This window comes from Methanomethylovorans sp. (assembly GCF_041305605.1).
Taxonomy (GTDB): Archaea; Halobacteriota; Methanosarcinia; order Methanosarcinales; family Methanosarcinaceae; genus Methanomethylovorans.
Window position 1 is genome coordinate 1 of record NZ_JBFYLB010000029.1, and the last position, 3697, is coordinate 3697.

Genomic DNA, 3697 nt, shown 5'->3' on the forward strand with positions numbered 1-3697 from the left:
ACACATATGAAACATACAGAATATATAATATATCAATCGTTCCTGACAGCGTTATTGATGGTAATATCCATCTTAAGGTTAGCAGCACATGGATCGATGATGAAGGAATAGACATATCATCACTGGCTGTATTGAGAGATGGTGCTGCTGATTGGGAAGAATTGCATAGGGAGATTGCTGCACAAAGTAATGGTGACGTAAATATTAGAGCAGATATCAGGAACTCATCTACAATTGTAATAGTAGGAAAGAAAATAAACAACACTTATTCCGACACCGAAGGTCCCAAACAGGCCGAAGAAGTCTCAAAAAAGAGTATAGAGGATAACAACTTACATATATCAGGTGCTACAATTTTTGGTATTATAACTATAGGATTTTTAATGATAGCTGCTTATCATATCTACGGGCACACTGATAATCTGAAGAAGGGAAAAGACATGTCCAGATCTTCAATGGGTATAGAAAATCATCGGGAATTAGTAGCTTTTAATCACAACGTGTTCTCAACGCTCTTTGCAACCATGCTCCTGTTGTTTCTGATGGAGAACCTCTGGATGTATAGCGTGTCTGCATATATTGATGTAAGATATATCATAGTGCCCGCAATAATCTCCGGTTTAGTGGATATTCTCTTCTTTAAAGAAGAAAAACAAAATGAACAGAAGTTCAAGGTCACGGATGTTATTCTGGCCCTGATGATCGCTATCATCGGGATATTTATGATAGATTATAAGTTATCCCGTGCCACAAGCATAGTTGATGAAGTATCGATTCTATCAGGCATGCTTCTCCTAACTGTTGCATTAATATTCTATGATCTTGACCTCAAGGATTTGACCAGAACGAACAAAACAGACAAAGAACAAAAGAAAAACAGGAGGAATGAATGAGCATCCAGATGCTTGCGGGTTCAATACTGGTACTATTTGTACCAGGATTAGCATGGACTTACGCGCTCTTTGACAAGAAAGAAATAGATTTACTCGAAAGAGTTGCGCTTTCTCTGGGCTTATCACTGGCCATGGTGCCCCTCAGCCTTTTCTACCTATACAATCTTCTGGGAATTAGGATAAATCTTGCAAATTCCGTATCTGTGGTCCTTTTGTTAACAGCTGCTGCAGTATGCGTTATTCTTCTTAGGAGTGACAAGACCGCAAGGTTAAGAAATAAATGAGTATGTGGTTGTAGGTATGCTATACCGCCAACATTCTTGTTTTAAGTTGGATATTATTTAGCATAGTTTTATATAATATAGTTCCAATAACAATTAATATAATCCGCGAAAAATATAATTGAATGCAGGGGATACTATTCAGAAGGAGATCCGTAACAAACAGAATGTGTATAGTTATATCCTTACAGCTGCAATCCTCTTAATTGTGCTATTAGTAAGTATGGCAGGCGCAGAGGAGATGAAAATAGAAGGTCTTGCAGATACTTACAAGAAAGGTGATATTATCACTTTTACTTTGATAGCTGAAAATGGTCTGACTTCTGAAGAAATGAAAGAATGGAATATCACACTAAAAATAGATGGAGCTACAAAAATTGATATTCCGTTCAATATCAAAGAAAAATATGATGGACTCTCCGGAGTAAAAATCGAAGGAAAATCGCCCTACAATTATGGTTATGGATCCGGGGATGCAGATTTATTCACAGACGTAGAAAAAAGAGAGATAAAGATCAGCATTGACTCTTCCATGATGAATAGGGGCAATCACATTGCAACACTATACATGCATAAAAAAGGAATATCGGAAACCCATGCTATTTCAACTAATATCACAATAACTTGATGGAGTATTATATGAACTTTAACAAGATCCATCTGCTTATTCCACTTATTTTGTTCTCTTACTTGTTAATAATGAATATTCAATCTACACAGATAGAAGAAAATGACGGTTCTTACGTCATAGACGTAGGCTCCCGAAACGATATGTTAAGGGATGTTAAGCTCACTGGACCAGAAGATAGAATGTCGGAGCCTTTAAAAGACACTTTTGCCGATGAGAAGATCAACTTCAGGAATTTTACCAACCGATTTGTATATTTCCAGTTAAAAGAACCTGAGATCAGGAATGCTTCCACAGCAAAGGTCCAAATTCGTTTCAAGGATGAACTTCCAAAAGGATATGTATTCAAACTGGGTGCACACAGTGCTCCACAATGGAACTACAAATGGAACCTTTTGTATGACCCATTCCAAACACATTTGGAAAAGGAATATGGAAAGATTTATTCCGACAGCAATATTTCCATTTATTCATTAAATAAGAACACTCTCAAATCTTCCGATATCACAGGTTTCCTCACAAAACTGCAATCTGAAAATACTTTAGCTATCCAGCCATCGATCAATTTTTTCCCTGGCACTGAAGAACTTCCAGATAGTGAGAATTCAACAACGAATACAACATTGAACACAACATTAAGAGGAAAACATACATTTTTGACATACGTACATGGCAATAAACTTTCAGTAGATGTTGAAAAGCAGGACCTTAACTGGTATAATGGAACAGATAACGCAACAATAGAAATTATTTCCGGTACAGGAAAAACAGTAGCTTCTGTGCCAATTCCGGACGATGGTGATGTGACTGATCATCGTGGTCTGGGAGACTCACAGAAATCCCATGCAGAAGTAACCGGGCTGAATAAAGGCACATACAAAATAATAATAGACGCCAATGATGATACATTGATCAAAAACCTGCAAGTCTCCAGTAATAAACTGATCCTAGAGAACAATGTGTTCGTATATGCGCCAACCAGACTATTTACTTCCACTAAGGAAGATCAATCAGTGGACCTTGTGACCCTTCACAAAGAAGGGCTTCAGAAAATAGAAGTTAGCAGTGGTAATACAACATACAACATAACAATAGATCAGATAGCAGTCACGCAGAGCGCAAAAATAAGGGCTTCAGCCGGAATACAGACGATCAACATTCCTGCCGGAGACCTGCAGATGATGGGATCAAAGATGTATTTTTCATTTACTGAAGGCTCCTATTTCGATCCAATGAAGTGCAGCGTTGTAGCCTTGAACAATGACTTTGACTGGCTTAAGGAAAACAATGTTGACTATGTGATGATGAAGAATCAAACTGTAAGATCAGAGAACGGATGGGTAATAGCTGAAACAGAGTGGAATATCAATGATCTTTATATAAGGAACAATATGCTCGACTTTTCTACGAACATAGAACATCCGGATAATTCCTCGCAGATAGATATTCCGGTAGACTGGATCAGAATTACCCTTGAGTAGTGGTCATGTGTATAAAAGATACTTATACCTTATTTTATTGATCGTGGTAATCGTCCCAGCTATAGCTTCCGAGGTTAGCGGACCACTTTCGTATGTAAAATATGATGGGAAGGGGTATACAATAACAGGTGCTGATGCACCTTCTTTATTGCTCGAAAAAGAAATTCTGTCAATTGACCTATCTAATGGCACAACAATATATCCGGACCATTTTTATTATGCCGGAACTCAGGAAGAAAATAAGGTAGACTATCTGGGAAATACATATACAGTAGAGATAATTAATGATACTGCTGTTCTGTCCGCTGAATTGTGGAAAGGCCAGGGCATGAATATCGGTTTGCATGACACGATCAATCTTCCGCAAGGATATAGCCTAAAATGTACTGAGATACCGGATGACGGTGAAAAAGC

5 protein-coding genes are annotated in these 3697 nt (G+C 37.8%); all 5 read left to right on the top strand.

Annotation, left to right across the window (positions count from 1 at the left end):
- Positions 1-893 (top strand): hypothetical protein (locus tag ACCM36_RS02025; RefSeq protein WP_370572042.1); only part of this gene is annotated, 893 nt, incomplete at its 5' end.
- Positions 890-1177 carry a DUF1616 domain-containing protein gene (locus ACCM36_RS02030; protein WP_370572043.1) on the top strand — a complete coding sequence of 96 codons (288 nt, stop codon included), beginning with the start codon at positions 890-892 and terminating at the stop codon, positions 1175-1177. The genes ACCM36_RS02025 and ACCM36_RS02030, both read left to right, overlap by 4 nt.
- 220 nt (positions 1178-1397) lie before the next feature.
- Positions 1398-1802 carry a hypothetical protein gene (locus ACCM36_RS02035; RefSeq protein ID WP_370572044.1) on the top strand — a complete coding sequence of 135 codons (405 nt, stop codon included), beginning with the start codon at positions 1398-1400 and terminating at the stop codon, positions 1800-1802.
- A 71-nt stretch (positions 1803-1873) separates the two neighbouring features.
- Entirely contained in the window at positions 1874-3283 is a 1410-nt protein-coding gene (locus ACCM36_RS02040; protein WP_370572045.1) for a hypothetical protein, read from the top strand.
- A 43-nt stretch (positions 3284-3326) separates the two neighbouring features.
- Positions 3327-3697 (top strand): hypothetical protein (locus tag ACCM36_RS02045; protein ID WP_370572046.1); only part of this gene is annotated, 371 nt, incomplete at its 3' end.